Origin of the sequence: Mesobacillus jeotgali (assembly GCF_031759225.1) — a bacterium.
GTDB lineage: Bacteria > Bacillota > Bacilli > Bacillales > Cytobacillaceae > Mesobacillus > Mesobacillus jeotgali_B.
This window is the reverse complement of record NZ_CP134494.1, coordinates 4,142,985-4,162,125: the sequence shown is the minus strand read 5'-3', so window position 1 is coordinate 4,162,125 and position 19,141 is coordinate 4,142,985. Positions and strand designations below refer to the sequence as shown.

General features: G+C 39.7%; 19 protein-coding genes. 16 read left to right on the top strand and 3 right to left on the bottom strand.

Annotation, left to right across the window (positions count from 1 at the left end; translation table 11 throughout):
- Window positions 1-61: 61 nt before the first annotated feature.
- The 7 genes from RH061_RS20945 (at window position 62) to RH061_RS20915 (ending at window position 5,666) form a co-directional block, all read left to right on the top strand.
- Complete coding sequence (locus RH061_RS20945) at window positions 62-430, top strand: ArsR/SmtB family transcription factor (protein WP_311072703.1); 369 nt, start codon at window positions 62-64, stop codon at window positions 428-430.
- The gene (locus tag RH061_RS20940) at window positions 423-2,567 is read left to right on the top strand and encodes a heavy metal translocating P-type ATPase (protein WP_311072702.1); all 2,145 of its coding nucleotides are present in this window, start codon (window positions 423-425) and stop codon (window positions 2,565-2,567) included. The genes RH061_RS20945 and RH061_RS20940 overlap by 8 nt, the downstream gene beginning before the upstream one ends.
- Before the next feature lie 21 nt (window positions 2,568-2,588).
- Window positions 2,589-3,203 (top strand): class I SAM-dependent methyltransferase, encoded by a 615-nt coding sequence (locus RH061_RS20935; protein WP_311072701.1) that lies wholly within the window; start codon window positions 2,589-2,591, stop codon window positions 3,201-3,203.
- Window positions 3,204-3,431: 228 nt separating this feature from the next.
- A complete protein-coding gene (locus RH061_RS20930) occupies window positions 3,432-3,812 on the top strand; it encodes a FixH family protein (protein ID WP_311072700.1) in 381 nt (126 codons plus the stop codon).
- Between the two features lie 13 nt (window positions 3,813-3,825).
- Window positions 3,826-4,407, top strand: a complete 582-nt coding sequence (locus RH061_RS20925; protein WP_311072699.1) for a copper resistance CopC family protein — start codon at window positions 3,826-3,828, stop codon at window positions 4,405-4,407.
- Window positions 4,404-5,474 carry a copper resistance D family protein gene (locus tag RH061_RS20920; RefSeq protein WP_311072698.1) on the top strand — a complete coding sequence of 357 codons (1,071 nt, stop codon included), beginning with the start codon at window positions 4,404-4,406 and terminating at the stop codon, window positions 5,472-5,474. The genes RH061_RS20925 and RH061_RS20920 overlap by 4 nt, the downstream gene beginning before the upstream one ends.
- Window positions 5,475-5,498: 24 nt before the next feature.
- Window positions 5,499-5,666 (top strand): hypothetical protein, encoded by a 168-nt coding sequence (locus RH061_RS20915; protein WP_311072697.1) that lies wholly within the window; start codon window positions 5,499-5,501, stop codon window positions 5,664-5,666.
- Here RH061_RS20915 and RH061_RS20910 read toward each other — a convergent pair.
- Window positions 5,659-6,519 carry a cation diffusion facilitator family transporter gene (locus tag RH061_RS20910; protein WP_311072696.1) on the bottom strand — a complete coding sequence of 287 codons (861 nt, stop codon included), beginning with the start codon at window positions 6,517-6,519 and terminating at the stop codon, window positions 5,659-5,661. The two genes, RH061_RS20915 and RH061_RS20910, sit on opposite strands and share 8 nt — an antisense overlap.
- A 231-nt stretch (window positions 6,520-6,750) precedes the next feature.
- Here RH061_RS20910 and RH061_RS20905 point away from each other — a divergent pair, with 231 nt between their 5' ends.
- Complete coding sequence (locus tag RH061_RS20905; protein ID WP_311072695.1) at window positions 6,751-7,680, top strand: cation diffusion facilitator family transporter; 930 nt, start codon at window positions 6,751-6,753, stop codon at window positions 7,678-7,680.
- Between the two features lie 507 nt (window positions 7,681-8,187).
- Here the strand turns inward: RH061_RS20905 and RH061_RS20900 are convergent.
- Window positions 8,188-9,048 (bottom strand): cation diffusion facilitator family transporter, encoded by an 861-nt coding sequence (locus tag RH061_RS20900; RefSeq protein ID WP_192469987.1) that lies wholly within the window; start codon window positions 9,046-9,048, stop codon window positions 8,188-8,190.
- A 221-nt stretch (window positions 9,049-9,269) separates the two neighbouring features.
- Here RH061_RS20900 and RH061_RS20895 point away from each other — a divergent pair, with 221 nt between their 5' ends.
- The 6 genes from RH061_RS20895 (at window position 9,270) to RH061_RS20870 (ending at window position 15,035) form a co-directional block, all read left to right on the top strand.
- The gene (locus RH061_RS20895; protein ID WP_192469988.1) at window positions 9,270-9,932 is read left to right on the top strand and encodes a ZIP family metal transporter; all 663 of its coding nucleotides are present in this window, start codon (window positions 9,270-9,272) and stop codon (window positions 9,930-9,932) included.
- A gap of 103 nt (window positions 9,933-10,035) precedes the next feature.
- Window positions 10,036-10,341, top strand: a complete 306-nt coding sequence (locus RH061_RS20890) for an ArsR/SmtB family transcription factor (RefSeq protein WP_192470177.1) — start codon at window positions 10,036-10,038, stop codon at window positions 10,339-10,341.
- 598 nt (window positions 10,342-10,939) lie between these two features.
- A complete protein-coding gene (gene ltrA / locus RH061_RS20885; RefSeq protein WP_311070432.1) occupies window positions 10,940-12,199 on the top strand; it encodes a group II intron reverse transcriptase/maturase in 1,260 nt (419 codons plus the stop codon).
- Window positions 12,200-12,697: 498 nt separating this feature from the next.
- On the top strand, window positions 12,698-12,946 hold the full coding sequence (locus RH061_RS20880) for a FeoA family protein (protein ID WP_192469989.1): 249 nt from the start codon (window positions 12,698-12,700) through the stop codon (window positions 12,944-12,946).
- Window positions 12,946-13,638, top strand: coding sequence for a FeoB small GTPase domain-containing protein (locus tag RH061_RS20875; RefSeq protein ID WP_192470178.1), 693 nt, complete (start codon window positions 12,946-12,948; stop codon window positions 13,636-13,638). Before RH061_RS20880 ends, RH061_RS20875 begins: the two co-directional genes overlap by 1 nt.
- Complete coding sequence (locus RH061_RS20870; RefSeq protein ID WP_192469990.1) at window positions 13,638-15,035, top strand: ferrous iron transporter B; 1,398 nt, start codon at window positions 13,638-13,640, stop codon at window positions 15,033-15,035. The genes RH061_RS20875 and RH061_RS20870 overlap by 1 nt, the downstream gene beginning before the upstream one ends.
- 103 nt (window positions 15,036-15,138) lie before the next feature.
- Here RH061_RS20870 and RH061_RS20865 read toward each other — a convergent pair whose 3' ends face one another.
- The gene (locus tag RH061_RS20865) at window positions 15,139-15,720 is read right to left on the bottom strand and encodes an SCO family protein (RefSeq protein ID WP_192469991.1); all 582 of its coding nucleotides are present in this window, start codon (window positions 15,718-15,720) and stop codon (window positions 15,139-15,141) included.
- A 489-nt stretch (window positions 15,721-16,209) separates the two neighbouring features.
- Here RH061_RS20865 and qoxA point away from each other — a divergent pair, with 489 nt between their 5' ends.
- Window positions 16,210-17,139: a cytochrome aa3 quinol oxidase subunit II gene (gene qoxA / locus RH061_RS20860; RefSeq protein WP_192469992.1), complete on the top strand. Its 930-nt coding sequence runs from the start codon at window positions 16,210-16,212 to the stop codon at window positions 17,137-17,139.
- 58 nt (window positions 17,140-17,197) lie between these two features.
- Window positions 17,198-19,141 carry a cytochrome aa3 quinol oxidase subunit I gene (qoxB, locus tag RH061_RS20855; RefSeq protein ID WP_192469993.1) on the top strand — a complete coding sequence of 648 codons (1,944 nt, stop codon included), beginning with the start codon at window positions 17,198-17,200 and terminating at the stop codon, window positions 19,139-19,141.

The following is a 19,141-nucleotide window of genomic DNA, read 5'->3' as shown; positions in this document are numbered from 1 at the left end:
GTTTTTGAATATAATGTATTCAAACGTCCATTTGAATGTTGGTGAAACGGAGGTGATCAATTTGAAGGAAATCGATGTATGTCAAGTGGCATGTGTGGATCAAGAAAGGGTTGATCGGGTAAAAGCCATCCTAAATCCTGATGAAACAAAGGATGTGGCCAAGATATTCAAAGCCCTTTCAGATGAAACAAGGATGAAAATTGCCTACTCCCTTTATTTGGAGGATGAGCTTTGTGTATGTGATGTTGGCAATATTGTAGGGGCTTCAACTGCAACTGCTTCACATCACTTGCGTTTACTTAAAAATATGGGTTTGGCTAAGTATAGAAAGGAAGGGAAATTGGTTTTTTATTCTCTTACGGATGAACATGTAAAACAATTGATTAGTATTGCATTTGAACATCAAAAGGAGTTGAGTACCCTTGACTGAGGCTTTAGAACAGAATCTTAATGCAGAGAAGACGGTTTATCGCATCGAAGGATTTTCTTGAGCGGGCTGCGCTAGAACGTTCGAGAAGAACGTAAAGCACCTGGATGGTGTTTTGGATGCAAGTGTAAACTTCGGTGCCTCAAAAATAACGGTGGTTGGAAACACAACGATTGAAAAGCTGGAAGAGGCTGGAGCTTTTGAAAATTTGAAGATCTATCCTGAAAAGGGTGAGATGAAACCACAGAAAAAAGAACCATTCTGGAAGGAATATTCCACAGTTTTGGCTTCATTACTGTTTGTGGTTTTAGGTTATTTCTCTCAATCTATTAATGGGGAAGAGAGTCTGCCAACGATCGCGGCTTTTCTGGCAGCCATCTTAATTGGAGGATTTTCTTTATTTAAAACGGGTTTGAAAAATCTTTTCCGGTTAGAGTTCGACATGCGAACTCTCATGACGATTGCCATTATCGGTGCTGGTTTTATCGGGGAATGGACTGAGGGTGCAGTAGTTGTTATCTTATTTGCAATCTCTGAGGCGCTTGAGAAATATTCTATGGATAAGGCTCGGGCTTCGATTCGTTCATTAATGGATATCGCGCCAAAAGAAGCACTCATCCGTCGTAATGGTCAGGAACTATTGATTAAAGTGGATGATATTCAAATCGGTGATATCATGGTCGTGAAGCCAGGTCAAAAAATTGCTATGGACGGAACTGTGGTTAAAGGATATTCATCCGTTAACCAGGCAGCAATTACTGGAGAATCCGTACCGCTGGAAAAATCAGTGGATGATGATGTTTTCGCAGGTACATTGAATACAGAAGGCTTACTGGAAGTAAAAGTAACAAAAAGGGTCGATGATACAACCATTGCGAAAATCATCCATCTGGTAGAGGAAGCCCAAGCAGAGAGAGCACCTTCCCAGGCTTTTGTCGATAAGTTTGCAAAGTATTATACACCGGCCATTATTGTGATTGCTGCACTTGTGGCCATAATCCCGCCGCTTCTGTTCCAAGCAGACTGGAGCGAATGGATTTATCAAGGTCTTGCTGTTCTTGTTGTAGGTTGTCCTTGTGCACTTGTCATTTCAACACCGGTTGCCATTGTAACTGCAATAGGAAATGCAGCAAGGAATGGAGTATTAATCAAAGGCGGAGTTTATCTTGAGGAAGCGGGTGCGCTTAACGCCATCGCATTTGATAAAACAGGTACTTTAACAAAAGGCGTACCTGCAGTTACTGATTATGTAATGCTTGATAATGAGCAGAAGGAAAATGAGCTGCTGAGTATCATAGCTGCATTAGAATATAATTCTCAGCATCCTCTTGCATCGGCGATAATAAAAAAAGCAGAGGAAAAAGAAATTTCTTTCAAGGACCTAGTTGTGGAGGATTTTTCATCGATTACGGGAAAAGGGATAAAAGGAACAATAAACGGATTAACCTACTTTATTGGAAATCCAAAGTTATTTGAAGAGTTGTTAAATCAGAGTATTTCATCTGACATTAGTAAAAAAATTAATGAATTACAGCTTCAAGGAAAAACAGTCATGGTTGTGGGCACTACGGATAGTATATCCGCGTTGATTGCAGTAGCAGATGAAGTTAGGGAAAGCAGCCGTTCCACTATCGCCAGACTCCATGAACTTGGAATAAAGAAGACCATCATGTTGACAGGTGACAATAAAGGGACTGGAAATGCAATTGGTGAATTGGTCGGAGTATCTGACATCGAAGCGGAACTTCTTCCAGAGGATAAACTGGCATTTATCAAGAAACTGCGTGATGAACACGGTAAAGTGGCCATGGTTGGAGATGGGGTCAACGATGCACCTGCTCTAGCTTCTGCCACTGTAGGAATCGCCATGGGAGGAGCAGGGACTGATACGGCTCTGGAAACTGCAGACATTGCTTTAATGGGCGATGATCTCAAGAAACTGCCGTTTACTATCAAGTTAAGCAGAAAAGCCTTAACGATCATCAAGCAAAACATTACATTCTCCCTGGCAATCAAGCTTATTGCACTTCTGCTAGTGATACCAGGATGGCTTACCTTATGGATCGCTATATTTGCCGACATGGGGGCTACTCTTATTGTCACTTTAAACGGTTTGCGACTTTTGAGGGTAAAAGAATAATTTAACGAACGGGGTAATCAGATGAATAATAATTGGAATCGATTCATCTATAAAATTTGGTCCCCCATCTACGATTACTTTTTTAATTCCGGACTATTTTTAGAAGCAAGAAAACGAGTTTTTCAAGATATAGAGTTTAAAGCAGGAGAATCCGTACTTTTCGTAGGGGTTGGCACAGGGGCGGATATCGATCAAGTCCCTTATAACAGCCTCAAGGTAACAGCCATAGACTTTTCAGAAGACATGCTAAATCAAGCAAGAAAGAAGTACGAAGGCGAAAAAATTGAATTTATACAAATGGATGCTCAAAGCATGAACCTGCCAGACAATACGTTTGATTATGTCATTGGCAGCTTGATATTAACTGTCGTTCCCGATGGCAAAAAAGCCTTTGATGAAATGGTCCGAGTTACGAAAAGTGGTGGACAGATTGTTGTTTTTGATAAATTTGTTGACGGTAAGAAAGAACTTTCATTATCGAAAAGATTAATTCGACCATTGATTAGACTATTAGGTACAGATATTGGTTTATCCTTTGAGTCCATCGCGAATGAAACGAAGAGTATAAGACTATTAGAGAGAAAAAAATCATTATTCAATGGTATGTACCAAAAAATAGTTTTAATGAAAGTTTAATTTTGGCCAGGGCCCACATTGGAAATGATGAATGTGGGCTTCTTTATGATTAATTTATTTTCATAACGTTTCATAATTTAACCTAAGCCTTAATAGTAAGTATGGAAAGTCATTTGCCTAAAGATATTGATTTATACTCTTAAAATTAGTATTATTTTATATGATTGATTGCTCATATATTCACTGTTAAAGAAAAGCCTTAAGCCTTGGAATAAGGAGTTGATTTAAATGAAATCATTTATAATGATAATATTTGCTTCTGTATTTTTTATATTGGGTGGGTGTGCACAGGAAAGTAACAAGGAATCCCTACCCGAAATGGTTGATGTTGAAATTATTCTGCCTGAAGTAATAAAAAAAGGGGAAACTGTAGCATTGAAAGCCCGAATTACTCAGGGAAAAGAAGATGTGAATGATGCTGACTCTGTACAATTTGAGATTTGGAAAGAAGGCCAGGAAACTCATGAAAAGCTAGACGCCAAAAATACTGAATCTGGAATCTATGCCATACAAAAGTCTTTTTCCGAGGCAGGAAAGTATACCATTATCGCGCATGTAACTGCCAGAGATATGCACAACATGCCCAAAATGGAATTTATAGTTGAATAGGTGGTTTTCGAAAATGAAAAAAATCTGGATGATAGCAATCCTTATTTTCATTAGCTTTAATTCAAAAATAGAGGTCTTCGCCCATTCTTATACCAAAGAATCCAACCCGGCAGAAGGGGAGATTGTAGAGGAACCGCTTGATATGATAGACATCACCTTTGAAACAGAAATTGAAACTATTGGTGAGCTATTTATAACAGATAATGACGAGACATACCAAGTGGAAAATATTACGATTGAGGAAGATAAGTTAATTGCGAAATTCGATAAGCCATTAGAAAACGGGGAGTACAAGGCTACTTGGAAAATAGTCGGAGAAGATGGCCATCCATTGGAAGGAACCATTTCTTTTACCGTTCAAGTACCTGATCAATCTAAAACTGAAACTTCCACCAGAGAAGAAACCGAGAACCAAACTGAAGACTCAGAGCAGGAGGCTCAAGAACCAAGAAAGAAAGAAGACACTGTTCCCCTTAACGAACAAAAAAATCCAAATGGAATTGTAAATTCAAATTTCCAAACGTGGTTTTTGCCTGTAGCAGCCTTGATCATACTACTTATGGCATTCTTTATTTTCAGAAAGGGTAAAAAATGACCTTTTATCTAATAGTATCTGAAACTGTTCTGTACCTCTCCTTTTCTATTTTAGTTGGAGCTATGATTTTTCAGCTCGTTCCTGTAAATTTTAAACCAAAAATTGAAATTCCAAGAGCAGTATATTTTCTATCGATACTGGGAATCATTTTTGCTTCAATAGGGCCAGTAGTTCAAGTGATTTTCTACTTTATAGAAGCTTTAGGTTTTTGGGAAACATTACGTTCAGTTCTATTTGATTTTGAAGTAGGAAAAGCTTGGATGTTTACTTCATGGGTAGGACTGCTTTTATACTTCATGATTTTATTTAATAAATCCAAGTATTTTCAAACTTTTCTAGTTCTATTGTTAATTATTGCCGTTGGATATTCGAGCCATGCTGCAAGTTTGTCCTTTTGGTATGGCGTGACATCCCATACAATACATTTTCTTGGAGTAGTGGTTTGGACAGGTATATTATTGATTGTTTCTTTATTCTCTAAGGACGTGCGTAACTGGAGTAAATTTTTGTCTTGGTTTACACCTACAGCTATTCTTTGTCTGATTTTAATTATTGTCAGTGGTTTCATGACCATGAAACTGGTTGTGGACCCTAAAGATTATGTCTCTTCTTGGATGCTTCCATATGGACAGGCTTTATTAGTTAAACATATACTTATAATTCCTCTATTAGTTTTTGCATTTATCAATGGAATATTGATGAAAAAACAAGCAGAGCATCCAGGTCCCTCAACAATCAAATGGATGAGAGCAGAGGGCATATTTATAACCTTGATATTTATTGTGACTGGTGCACTGGGAATTCAATCTCCACCGCATGATATAGAATCAATGATCAAAACAGAAGGCTATTCACAGTTGTATAAGTGGTTTCATCCCTTTCTAACTAATGATATAGTTCAGTTAAATGTGAATGCCTCCTTTCTTTTTGGAGTATTCTTATCAATCATTCTATTGATTCTAATGGTACTGAGTTTCACTCGTAAAAACATGGTAGCAGGATCCGTGGTATTTGGATTATTTTTCGTATTTATCGCTTATATCGTACTTATGACAGCAGGTCATTAAATCACATTAGAAGGAGTGAGGAAAATGCAATTTGTTCTTGGTTTAAATATTGCTGAACTTTTCCCAACAGTAGCCGCATATTCAATTTTGTCACTTATGGCTATAGGGGTTATCTACTTATTTAAGAAAAAGTCGGATAAAGAACTAAAAGAATTGGAGGAAAAAATGGATTCAAAAGACAGGCTTAAATAGGTTCGATATGGATATGGACATGGCCGATTTTGTGGTATTCAAACAAGCGTTGTTCTACCAATTCTGATATAGCATGACCTTGAATGATTGACAGGTTTGAGTCAACGAAAATGGTTGCATCTACTGCTGTCTGGTTTCCATATAATCTTGGTTTAATATCTTTAGTGAACTTTACGCCTGGGGTATCATTGATTGTATCTTCAAATTCCTTAAGTGTCTGAACCTCAAAGCCATCAGTCAGGTCATGGGCAGCATTTTTGAAGATATCCCAGGCAGTATGACAAATGATCAAACCAACAAAGGCGGCTGTTAGCGGATCAAGCCATCCAAGGCCGAAAAAAGCACCGATGATTCCTACTGCCGTTCCTATGCTGACTAAGGCGTCAGATTTATTATCCTGTGCCGCTGAATACAAGGCTTTGCTTCCGATTTCCTTGGATAGCTTGATATTTATCCGATATACATAAAACATGGCTATAGCACTGAACAAGGCGACGAATGAGGTAAATAGCTCCGGCTGGCCCTCACCTGGTTTGTAGAATTTCTGGAAGGAATCCATTACAACTTGGACCCCTACAAAAAACATGATGAATGAAGCGATGAGGGACGAAATGGTTTCTGCCCTGGAGTGACCATATTTGTGATTTTCGTCAGCTGGCTTTTTTGAAATTTTCAACCCGATTAAAATGGCTACGGAAGCAAATACATCAGTAAAATTATTCAGTCCATCTGCTTTAAGAGCTTCAGAATTCCCCGAATTTGCCATGATCAACTTGAATGCAGCCAAAAAAATATAGGCAGAGATGCTGATCCAGGCCCCTTTTTCACCAGTTTTTACAGTAGAGTTCCCCATTTCCTGCTTCCTTTCTTTAATTTTCTGCTTTGATTTCTATTTCTTTTCAACATGATTATTTACTTAACTACAATAATTATTCACAGGAAAGTGCTTTGAATAACAATAAAATGATAAAGAATAAAAAATTGCAACGGGGGTAAAAATAAATGTCTCAAAAAGGATTGCAATACACCCATCATATGTTAATAATATATATATGAGCACATATTCATAAAAAGGAGGTTCATTATGGGACACGGACACGGACATTCACACGCTCATGGACATAGTCATGCCCATGGAAATGCAAATAATAAAAAAGCACTGTTCCTTTCGTTTATTATTATAACGACGTACATGATTGTGGAAGTGATCGGCGGTATCATTACAAATAGTCTTGCCCTATTATCAGATGCAGGACATATGTTGAGTGACGCTGCAGCATTGGGATTAAGTTTAACGGCCATCAAACTTGGAGAACGAAAGGCGACGATAGGGAAAACATTTGGTTATAAAAGGTTTGAAATTATTGCAGCTGCACTTAACGGTGTCACATTAATATTGATTTCACTCTATATATTTTATGAAGCATATCAAAGGTTTCTTAACCCTCCAGAGGTAAAAAGCCTTGGCATGCTAACAATATCTATCATCGGGTTGATGGTCAATATCATAGCGGCATGGTTATTGATGAAAGGTGATAAGGATGAAAATTTAAATGTAAGAAGTGCTTTTTTACATGTTATAGGGGATATGCTTGGTTCGGTCGGTGCCATTTCGGCTGCATTGCTTATTTACTTTTTCGACTGGGGCATTGCCGACCCGATTGCGAGTGTGATCGTTTCGATATTGATCATCATCAGTGGCTGGAGAGTGACCAAGGATTCTTTCCACATCCTGATGGAAGGTACCCCAAGCCATATCGATTATGAGCAAGTGAAATCATCGCTGCATGCAATTCCCTCTGTTCAAGACGTACATGATTTGCATGTTTGGTCCATTACTTCCGGGGTTCTTGTATTAAGCTGTCATATAACCATCCAGGATAATGGGAATCATGATGTCATTCTTCATGCAGCGCAGACGATTCTCCATGACGAGTTTGGAATTGACCATAGTACCATCCAAACGGAGAAATTGGAATTTGGTTGTCCTAGTCAGCATGGGGCTTGTAACTAAAGGTCATAAAAACAGGAAGACTACCCTAGGGAAAATCCCTGGTAGTCTTCCTGTTTTTTAAATAATATCAGAATTTATAGCATTTCAACTTAGAGAATTGGCCAGCTCCAGCGCCTAGCCGGTTTTCATCCAAGAATGTGCATCCGCGAGTATTTTGCGAGAAGCGTTAGCTTTGAGCAGCTCGAGACGCTTGTCTAGCTGCGGCTCCTAACTCCTCGAGACGCTTGTCTAGTGTCGCCTCCTAGAAACTCCGAAACTTCAACTCCGCCGGCAGGGCCGGAGTCTCCAGTTTCTGCGTTTCTGGACAGTCGGCTATACTTTTCGTTTTTGGTCCTGCCAATGAAGTAAAAGAGCGACTTCACTGTCAGGCCTCCAGCGCTTGTCGGAGTTGGGCAGTCGCCTTCGCTTTTAGAGTTTGGTCCGCCCAATGAAGTCAAAGAACGACTTCACCGGTCGGCCCTCCAACCCTTGTCGGGGCTGACCAAGGCGCTTGCGATTTTCTTATTCTTAGCATGTTTTTCGTCCACGTTCGACCTGAATCGAAATGAAGTCAATACCTTCATCATTATTCTTCAAGATTTGCCTGATTTTATTCCTAATTACTTCTTCCTGTCCATTTTCCAATTTTTCTTGGACGATAAGGTGGGTGGAGAATGCACTCGACTTACCGTCAAGGGACCAATAGTGTAAATTATGAATATCCATAACATATTCTAGATTCAGGAACTGATCCTTCATGTCTTTGAGATTAACTTCCTGAGGGACCGCATCCATCAAGATGACAAGTGTTTTCTTGAGATTTTTAATTACATGGTAAAGTACAAAGAGAGTGATCCCAATGGAAAGAAGAGGGTCTAAGATAGGAATTTCTTTGAATTGCATGATGATACTGACCACTAAGACTGCAATCCACCCGAGTAAATCCTCTAATAAATGCCATGAGAGCATTTTCTGGTTCATTCCACTTTCCCCTTTTTTTATACGATACGCTGCATATCCATTTACCGCTATACCAAGAATCGCAAGCCAAAACATTCCCTGAGAGTTTGGAGACACAGGTTCAAATAGCCTTTTTCCAGCCTCAATCAATACATAGAGGGATCCGAAAATAAGGACTGCTGCATTCAGCAATGACCCCATCAAGGATAATCTCTTATATCCAAAGGTGTATTTATCGCTGGGTTTCCTACTAGCCTTCCGTTCGAGGTACCATGACATCCCAAGGGAGATTGAATCACCCAAATCGTGTATCGCGTCAGAAATGATGGCGATACTTCCTGTCAAGATTCCTCCTATAATTTCTATAATCGTGAATGAAAGATTTAGAAAAAAGGCAACTCCCATACTTTTGTGTTTGTTTTTACCCATAAGCTGTCCTGCTCCTTTTTTTACTTCTCTTTTCCCTCCTTGCCTTCGCTAAAACTGGAAATGCCATTTTAATCAACAAATCAATCAGCATGTCCATTGAAAAATTGAATATACATCTTAAAGAAGTTTTGGCCGGAAGGTGTGAGGATGGATTGCAACCTGCAAGTGTAAGTGCCATATTAGCATGGATCGTTTTCCTGGGCCTCCTGTTTGGGGGATACATGACATTTTTCATTAATAAGAAATGGAATATGAATCATCAATCTATACATTTATTCTGTGGCGGTCTTTTATTAGGCTTAATCACATTCGACTTAATTCCAGAAGCGCTGGTTCGATTAGATCCATTAGGGGTTTTTATAGGGATTTCTTCAGGTGTTTTGCTCATCTTGACAATTGACCGTTTTTTTCGCCAATTCAATCACAAAGCCCAGACGGGGTGGTCAGCCTTCATCCTTTTATTTTTGGCGCTGTATACCCATAGTATACCCACAGGGTTTGCACTTGGTTTAAGCTTCTTAAATGAAGAAGTCGACAATTTTTATTTAACGATAGCCGTAGTGCTTCATCATATTCCAGAAGGAGTAATATTAATGGGAGCCATCCTCCAAAATAAACTAAGGTCCACCATCTTCTGGATTTCCTGTGCCATTTTGTCTTTTGGCGTCGGTTTCACAATCTTTGCAGGTCAAACTATTCCTGTCGTCCCGCTTAAGTTTTATACACTGGTAATAGGAGCGGCAATAGGGACTATAAGTTATATAGCTTTATACGAAATTTTCTGGAAAAGTATTGGGACCGTTTCAATTTCAAGATTGCTATTCATATTAGCTATTGCACTTGGTTCAATAAAGTTGATGATCATGGTGATATCAATCTGGTAGGCAGTTAAATTGACTTCGAATAGCTGGCCATGCTGTGATATAATGAACCTTATAAAACCTTGAGGTGAACGAATTGAAGAAATCAGAACATGAACCAGTTGATATGGTGAATCTTGAAAACACTTTGGATGAAGAGACGCTGTTTATAGTATCGCAAACTTTTAAAGCGTTATCTGACCCTACTAGGATCAAGATCCTGCACCTGTTATCAAAAGGACAAAAATCAGTCAACGAAATTGCTGTACAACTGGAGATGCTCCAATCCACTGTTTCTCATCAGTTACGATTCCTGAAAAATTTAAGATTAGTAAAGTACAGAAGAGAAGGTACTTCCATGATATATTCGTGCGATGATGAACACGTAATGGGTGTCCTGAAACAAATAATTGACCATGCCAGACATCATTAATACTAGAAACTTTAAGCTTGCAGAGCCTCCTGCAAGCTTTTTTGTTTGTGCGCCCGGCATGGGTGCAGTCTATAGGGTGTAAGTCCCGAGCCATGAAGGCAGTAGTAGTGGTTAGCTTAACGCAAGGGTGTCCGCGGTGACGCGGAATCTGAAGGAAGCGAGCGGCAAACCTCCGGTCTGAGGAACACGAACTTCATATAAGGCTAGGTACCATTGGATGAGTTTGCAGAACAAAACAAAGTCCTTACTGCCGAAGGTGGTACAGAGTAAATGAAGCAGATAGATGGAGGGAAAGACTGTACTCTTACCCGGGGAGGTCTGATTGGAAAGCCAAGTACACTTGGTAACCTATCTAGCAATAGATAGCTGAACAATCAGAAGTCAGCAGAGGTCATAGTACTTTACCGGCTCGAGACGGTAAGGGAAGGACTGAACAATTAGGAAGAACGAGAACTAGGCATACAATTCCTGTGTAGAAGCAGACAATCCGAAAGGACTTACTTGAAGGAGGAAGTGGTGAATCCACAGGGGACTTCATGAGGGTGGAGCAGGAATAACATAATTAGATTTCTACGTTCACGTCGAAAGGAAATATCACATGTTAATGAATCTGATTCTATCACGGGAAAACTTAATAGAAGCACTTAAACGTGTGGAGAAGAACAAAGGGAGTCACGGCATAGATGGAATGTCCGTAAAATCCCTACGAAGACATCTCTATGAGAACTGGGACACCCTTTGTGATTCTTTAAGGAAAGGTACCTATCAACCTAACCCAGTACGTCGAGTCGAAATCCCGAAACCGAACGGTGGAGTAAGGTTACTTGGAATACCTACCGTGATAGATCGTTTCATCCAACAGGCAATCGCCCAAGTTTTAACTCCGCTTTTTGACCCAACCTTCTCGGAACATAGTTATGGGTTTAGGCCAAGCCGAAGAGGCCATGACGCTGTACGTAAAGCAAGGGGATATATAAGTGAAGGTTACAGATGGGTGATTGACATGGACTTGGAGAAGTTCTTTGACAAAGTGAATCATGACAAGCTGATGGGGATATTGGCAAGCAGAATCCAAGACCGATTGGTCTTGAAGCTAATTCGAAAATATCTCCAAGCAGGAATCATGATAAATGGTGTAGTCTACGATGCAGAAGAAGGAACACCACAAGGAGGTCCCCTGAGCCCTCTTCTTTCGAATATACTTTTGGATAAGCTTGATAAAGAACTAGAAAGGAGAGGTCACAAGTTTGTCCGATACGCCGATGATTGTAATATTTACATGAAATCGAAGAAAGCTGGAGAACGAGTAATGAACTCCATTACATGCTTCATTGAGCAGAAATTAAAGCTCAAAGTAAACAGAGGGAAATCAGCGGTTGACCGCCCGTGGAAACGAAAATTCCTTGGCTTTAGCTTTACGGTTAATAAGAAACCGAAGGTTCGAATAGCCAACGAAAGTGTTAAAAGGCTAAAAGCTAAAATACGAAAGTTAACATCCCGTTCTAAACCAATCCCCATGGAAGTTAGAATTGAGAAATTGAATCAATTTCTAACGGGATGGTGTGGATATTTTGCATTAGCTGATACACCAAGTAAATTCAAAGAATTTGATGAGTGGATTAGAAGAAGACTCCGTATGATTGAATGGAAACAATGGAAGAACCCGAAGACAAGAGTAAGAAAACTCAAAAGTCTTGGCGTTCCAGACCAAAAGGCATACGAATGGGGAAATTCCAGAAAGAAATTTTGGAGAATTGCCTCAAGTCCAATCTTACACAAAACCCTCGATAACTCTTATTGGAGTCATCGAGGGCTCAAAAGTCTATATCAAAGATATGAATTTCTACGTCACACTTAATTGAACCGCCGTATACCGAACGGTACGTACGGTGGTGTGAGAGGTCGGGGGTTAGTCACCCCCTCCTACTCGATTATAAGAAAGTATAAACTTATTACACTCAGATTAGTGTCTAGCTCCAGCGCCTAGCCAGTTTTCATCCAAGAGTATGCTTCCTCGAGTATCTTGCGAGAAGCGTTAGCTTTGAGCAGCTCGAGACGCTTCGGTCCTGCCAATGAAGTCAAAGAACGACTTCACCGTCAGGCCTGGTCGAGGCGCTTGCGCTTTTCTTATTGCATAGAACTATTTAATAATATCGTAGTGGGTAACAATATGTGTCTCGAGGCAATGTCCAGACTGACTAAGGCATTTGCAATATTCATACTGTATAGCCACGCATACACCTAAATGCTAAAAAACTTTCCTACAATCATTTTGACAATATGAATAAGTGAACATATAATGAAATAAACCAGAAATGTTTCTCTAGGGAAAAACTATGGCTAGGAGGAAAAAAAGATGATACGGACAAACAAGTTGAGTTTGTATGATGGCATAATCGGGGATTTTATAAAAATTTTAAGTCTCAATATCCACGGAACGATGAGGAGAAGGCTACTGGATTTAGGATTTGTACCAGGAGCAATAGTCGAGGTGGTGAGAAGAAGTCCTTTAGGTGACCCTGTTGTTTATCGGGTAAGCGGTGCATCTGTTGCTTTAAGGAAAGAAGAGAGTCTCAATATTATAGGGGAGCTGGTCGAGAAATGATCAATCAAATCAGGATTGCACTAGCAGGAAATCCAAATACCGGAAAAAGTACTTTGTTTAATACCTTGACTGGGCTAAAGCAGCATACGGGCAACTGGGCAGGCAAGACCGTGGATATAAAAGAAGGAGCATTCGTACACAAAGGTAAATCCTACAACATGATTGACCTGCCAGGAACGTATTCCCTCTTTTCTAATTCACTTGATGAGGAGACAGCGCGAAATTTTATAGTGTTTGAGAAACCGGAATTGACGATTGTTGTACCGGATGCTACTGCACTCGAGCGCAATTTAAATCTTGCGTTGCAGGTCCTGGAATTGACTGAGAAAGTCATTGTATGCATCAACTTGATGGATGAGGCTGAGAAAATGGGTATCAGGATTAATGAAAAAATACTGATGAGACGCCTTGGGGTCCCTGTCATTAAAATATCAGCCAGAAATAAAACAGGACTGCCGCTTTTGTTGGATACAATTGAAAGGGTAGTAACAGGTGTCATTCCTTGTTCGCCTGTAAAAGTTCAATATGATGACGAAACTGAACAAAAATTAGAATACCTTTTACCGATGGTCCAAAAGGTATTCGGAAACAATGTACCAGCCAGATGGCTTTCTTTAAGGCTATTGGATGGTGATGAAAAGTTGCTCGAAGAACTGAAGGATAGGCATTTATCAAAGGAGGGATTAAACTGATGGAAAAAGCAGCCTCTGAACAAGTAATGTTCGTTGAACTGCTTGAGCAAGCAGAGAAATTATCATCCTCAAAAACACGCGATAAGATTGTGGAGGCTCTGTATCGGAATAGCAGGGGATGTATTGAGGCGGGAGTTGAATATAGCAAAACAAAACATGACGAAAGAACGGAGCGATTAGACTCGGTGCTTACTTCTCCTGTTTGGGGTTTTCCTATCATGCTTCTAATGCTCGGAGCGGTATTTTACTTAACCATTGCAGGAGCCAATATTCCCTCTTCTATGCTCGCGGATTTTTTTGGCTGGCTTGAGGGACATATTACAGTATTATTTAAGCTTGTAAAAGCTCCAGATTGGCTATACGGTGTATTGGTATTGGGCTTTTATCGGGGAACTTCATGGGTCATCAGTGTGATGCTGCCTCCGATGGCGATATTTTTTCCTACTTTCGCACTTCTCGAGAACTATGGATATCTTCCTAGAGTAGCATTTAACATGGATCGGCTTTTTAAAACTGTTGGAGCACATGGCAAACAATCCCTTACAATGGCGATGGGTTTTGGCTGTAATGCAGCAGCCATGATGTCCACAAGAATAATAGAATCACCGAGGGAACGGATGCTTGCCATCCTGACCAATAATTTTGTTCCTTGCAATGGGAGATGGGGAACGTTAATCTTGCTGGCCTCCTTGTTTATGGCGGCTGGTTTTACGGGGGGAATCAAATCCTTTATAACAACGGCTGTCATAGTGGGAATTGTATTATTTGGGATCATCATAACATTCTCTGTTTCTTGGATTCTATCAAAAACTGTATTAAGTGGTGTCCCAACACACTATACATTGGAACTCCCGCCCTATAGAAAGCCGAAGATATTTGATACTGTCATTCGTTCTTCTTTGAACAATTCTCTAGCAGTACTAAAACGAGCAGTTAAAGTAGCAGCACCCGCGGGGGTCATGACATGGATATTGGCAAATATCCATGTGAACGGCACGAGCATTTTATTGCACATTGTCCAATTTCTTGATCCGCTCGGCCAAATGTTAGGCTTGGATGGGTATATCTTGATGGCATTCATAATCGGACTCCCTGCAAATGAAATTGTGCTGCCTGTCCTTCTTATGGGATATCTATCAACAGGTGAACTGGTTGATGCAGGAGGAATAGAAGATATTAAGCAAATTTTTATTAATCATAATTGGACTTGGCTCACTGCGTTGAATATGATGCTTTTTTCTCTTTTACACTATCCTTGCGGCACAACATTGATTAATATTTATAAAGAAACAAAGAGCAAGAAGTGGACATTTATGGCTTTTATCATTCCAACCGCCATCGCCCTTTGTGTAACGTTTCTTATTGCCCAAACTGTGAGATATTTTGGCTGGATATAAAATGACCTATATACAAGTAAAAAAACTATTAGAGGGTAACCCATCAGGTCACCCTCTTTCTGCCGTTTTGGCCAACTCGGCAACAATTCCCCTGAAAATATGACTACTCGTTCAATAGAATCTTAATATCCTCAATCATTTGTTCGAAGGGAACATCAGAAAGACTTGGATAATCTTTTACGATTACCCCATCTTTATCAACCAGATAAAAGGAAGTGCCATGAATAACTTGATCGTCATTTTCAGGCTTTTTAACAATAGTTTTAAAATTTTTCAAAGCAAAGTCTTCGATTGTTTGCTGAGAGTATCCTGATAAAAAGTGCCACTTATCAGGATTGATATCATACCGCTCCATATAATCTTTTCTTCTATCAGGGGTATCAACATCAGGATCAACACTAAAGGAAACAAATTTAATGTTATTTATTCCTTCCTTTTTCAACTTCTGATTCAGGATATCCATATTAGCCGTCATAGGGGGACAAACCGTTTCACAGCTAGTGAAAATAAAGTCTGCTACCCATACCTCGCCATTTAAATCCTCCATTCCTACTTTCTTGCCATTTTGATTTTCGAAAGTGAAGTCATTTATTTCCCAATTCAAAGGATCCTTTATATCTTGCCCGCAAGCTGTAAGTATTAACGTAACCATTAAAGCAATGGACACACCTATAGTCTTCCGCATTGATTAATCTCCCTTTATTCAAAATTTAAATATAGCATAATTGATTAACAGTCAATATTTTTATTATTACCATTTGTTTGTGATAAAAGTGTGAAGATTCCTAATTTAATTCTTTTGGAGTTAGTAAAAGGAAAAGAATAATACAAAAATGTAAATAAAAACCTTCATAAATTTGTCACAAATAGAAATTTATCAGCTGGATGAGTATGTTAACATTATAACCGTGTTAGAAACTGTTCGTACTTTCTGGAAAACAAGTATGTATATGTGCTCATGTATCGTAAATTTTTTAAAGTAATCTATGTATATGGTGTTCATATATCATTTGTTTGATTTGCAGCTTCATTCTCTTAAGTTAACTTTCATGCTTCCAGATTGTAAAACAATTTATAATGTTATCCTATGTGATGTAATTCACATAAATAAGGCGATATAAATTGGACATGGATTCTAACTACTGTCTCATCAACTAAAGAAAGGGGTAACTCGATGAAAGTGAAATGGGCGATTCTGTCGTTGATTCTGGGTGTTTTCACCTTACTATCGGGATGTGAACCACTTATGGTTCTTGATCCGAAAGGTCCGCAAGCACGTACAACTGCAGATGTAATCATGATTTCAATCTGGACTATGGCGTTCGTTGTCATTGCGGTTTTTGTACTTTTCATCGTCATGTTAGTCAAGTACAGGGCTTCTAGACAAAGTGAAAACTATGAACCGCCACATATTGAAGGGAGCAAGGTGATTGAATCAATCTTTGTAGGGATTCCGATCATAATTGTCATTTTTCTTTCAATAATTACAGTGAAATCCACATATGAGGTAGAGTCGATACCAGAAGGCTATGAAAATCAGAAACCATTAGTGATATATGCTGCTTCCTCAAATTGGAAATGGCATTTCAGCTATCCAGAAGAAAATATTGAAACTGTCAACTATCTTTTTATCCCAACGAACAGACCAATTGAGTTCCGTCTGTATTCATATGGGCCGATTTCTAGTTTTTGGATTCCTCAATTAGGGGGCCAAAAATATGCGATGGCAGATATGGTTAATAAGTTAAATCTAGCTGTAGACGTACCTGGTGAGTACGGCGGAAGGAATGCGAATTTTACAGGTTCTGGTTTCGCAGAGCAAAGCTTTAATGTAACAGCTATGAAGCAGGCTGAATACGAGAAATGGGTAGAAGAGATCAAGAAAACTGCTAAACCATTAACTGAAGAAAAATTCAATGAACTGTTAAAACCCAGCCATCTAGGTCAATTAACTTATACAGGAACACATTTATCCTTCTCTCCACCTCCAGAGGGCCATCACAAAAAAGAAGCGGCAAGCACTCAAAAGGATAATAATGGTGATGAAAAACAAAATCCTGATGGAGAAATGGATCAAAATGATATGGAGGATATGAATCACTAGAAGATTATAAGTAAGGTAGTATAACAACTTAAAACTTCTTGAAAGGAGTTGCAGGAGTATGGAATTTTTTGATCGATTTATTGTCCCGAATCCAAGCCCAACGATTTACGCTTCGATGGTAGCCATTGGTCTTACAATTATAGCTATTTTAGCTGGGCTGACCTATTTTAGAAAATGGGGCTATCTGTGGCAGCAATGGTTAACAACGGTTGACCACAAACGCATTGGCATCATGTATCTCATTTCCGCTTTGCTGATGTTATTCCGAGGCGGGGTCGACGCTTTGATGATGCGCGCTCAAACTGCTATACCTGAGAATACATTACTGAATGCCCAGGAATATAATGAGGTTTTTACGACACACGGAGTAGTGATGATTTTATTCATGGCTATGGCTTTCGTCATGGCTTTAATGAACTTTGTGGTCCCTTTGCAGATTGGAGCACGTGATGTTGCCTTTCCCCGGTTGAACGCTTTAAGTTTCTGGTTATATTTTATGGGAGCGATGTTATTTAACATTTCTTTCGTGGTAGGTGGTTCTCCTGATTCAGGCTGGACATCGTATTTCCCTCTCGCTGGAAATGAATTCAGTCCATCAGTAGGAACAAACTATTATATGCTTGCAATTCAAATTGCAGGCCTTGGTACTTTAATCACAGGTATTAACTTCATTGTTACCATTTTAAAAATGAGAGCGCCAGGTATGAAGTTAATGAAGATGCCGATGTTTACATGGACAGCACTGATTACCAATGTAATAATTGTTTTCGCTTTCCCGGTATTAACAGTGGCATTGGCGATGGGAACAATGGATCGTTTATTTGGGACCAACTTCTTTACGACAACAAATGGCGGCATGGATATGCTGTGGGCCAACTTTTTCTGGGTCTGGGGCCATCCAGAGGTCTATATTTTAATCCTGCCAGCATTCGGGATCTACAGTGAAATCATTCCGACTTTCGCCCGCCGAAATCTATATGGATACAAGTCTATGGTCGTTTCGATTGTGGCGATCTCGGCATTGTCCTTTGTCGTCTGGGTCCATCATTTCTTCACGATGGGACAGGGTGCCCTTGTGAATAGTATTTTTTCGATAACGACTATGGCAATTGCAATTCCTACAGGGGTTAAGATCTTTAACTGGCTTCTTACACTGTGGAAAGGAAAAATCAGGTTTACGGTTCCTATGTTATACTCCCTTGGCTTTATCCCGATTTTTACAATCGGTGGAGTAACAGGCGTCATGCTTGGCATGGCTAGTGCGGATTACCAGTATCATAATACGATGTTCCTTGTGGCCCATTTCCATCTGGTTATCATCCCAGGTGTAGTATTCGCGATGATCGCGGGAATGACATACTGGTGGCCGAAGATTTTTGGTTTCATGTTGAATGAACGCATCGGAAAATGGTCGTTTTGGTTCATCGCGATTAGTGTCTGTTTGACATTTTTCCCGATGTTTATTTCTGGTCTTGACGGACAAGCGCGTCGCATGTATACCTATTCTGAGTCGACAGGATATGGAATTTGGAATGGACTTTCCTTTATTGGAGCAATAGGTCTCGCCATAGGATTTGCTCTGATTGTATACAATATCTATTACAGCACTCGCTATGCACCTCGAAATATCGGATCTGATCCATGGGATGCAAGGTCTCTTGAATGGGCTACTCACAGTCCGGTACCGGAGTACAATTTTGCGATTGTGCCTCATGTGAACTCATCTGAGGCGTTCTGGGATGCAAAGAAAAACGGTCATGACTTGTTCCCGGGTGAGTACAAGAAGATTCATATGCCAAATAACAGTGGGTTGCCTTTTGTTCTGAGTGCTTTCTTCTTTGTATTTGGATTCGCGATGGTATTCAGCATGTGGACACTAGCTATTCTTTCTGTATTAGGGATATTTGGTTGTATGTTATACCGTTCTTTCGAGAAGGACCATGGCCACTACATTTCCGTTAAGGAAATCAAAGAAACTGAAAAGAAATTGGGAGGTATCTGA